Annotated in this window: 1 protein-coding gene; it reads right to left on the reverse strand. The window is 71.9% G+C overall.

Going from position 1 to position 904, the window contains the following annotated elements:
• Nucleotides 1-266: 266 nt before the first annotated feature.
• A complete protein-coding gene (locus tag ACFWI9_RS33350) occupies nt 267-830 on the reverse strand; it encodes a transcriptional regulator (RefSeq protein ID WP_387168782.1) in 564 nt (187 codons plus the stop codon).
• Nucleotides 831-904 lie beyond the last annotated feature (74 nt).

Here is a 904-nt window from a genome sequence, read left to right on the forward strand (position 1 = left end):
TCGTCCGACCACTTCGGCCACGTGGGGGGGTTCAGCCGCGCGGTCGATATCCAGGGCAGGAAACAAACCCAACGTGTGGTTCGGAAAGCAGGCGTCGGCCGGGCGGCCGACGGGAGCCATCTGTGCCTCCGCGGACACCCGGGCCCGCGCCGTGCAGCGCGGAGTCCCAGGGACCGGAGGTCGTCTCGTCCACTGTCGAGCGGCCCTCGGTCGGCAGTTGTGAGCTGGACGGCCTCTTCCCTCCGTAGGGGCAGGCCGACGTCTCCTCAGGCCGCGAAACCCACGTTGGTGACGTACTCGTACTGGCCCCACTGGGAGCCGAGGTCGGCGACCTGGTCGATCCAGGCGTCGTCCAGCTCCTGGTCGTCGTCGGCGGCCCACGCGGCGACGATCCGGTCCCAGTGACGGACGTTCAGCGTCCGGAACTCCACCGGTCGTTGGTAGGGCCGGCCGACCTGCGACTGGTTGAGCGGGTGAATCTCCACTCGGGTGCCGCGGTTGAGGCGGGCGAGCAGGTAGCGCGCGACGTTCTCGCGCCGCACGGCGCGGTACGCCTGCTCGATCGCGGCGAGGCTGGCGCGCGAGGGGGTGCGGGCGCCGGCGAGCCAGGCGCGCAGGGTGCGGCCGGTGACGGTCAGTCCGGCCGCGCGGGCGGCCGCCTGGGCATGGTCGGTGCGGGTGAGGTAGTGCAGGCGGGCCAGCAGGCCGCGCCGGGCGGTGATCGGGGTGGCGATGTAGCCGGCGAGCGCGTCGAGCTGGCGGGCGACGGCTTCGTGGCCCTTGATGCCGCGGGCGCCGAACTTGCCGAAGTCGATGTTCCGCTCGGGCATCAGGTCCTCCCCTCCGTCGTGGTGCCGACCGTGTAAATGTCCTTGACCTTCACCTCGGTCACGCCGCGCCCTTC

Origin of the sequence: Streptomyces sp. NPDC127084, from assembly GCF_042724175.1 — a bacterium.
In the GTDB taxonomy this organism is placed as follows: Bacteria; Actinomycetota; Actinomycetes; order Streptomycetales; family Streptomycetaceae; genus Streptomyces.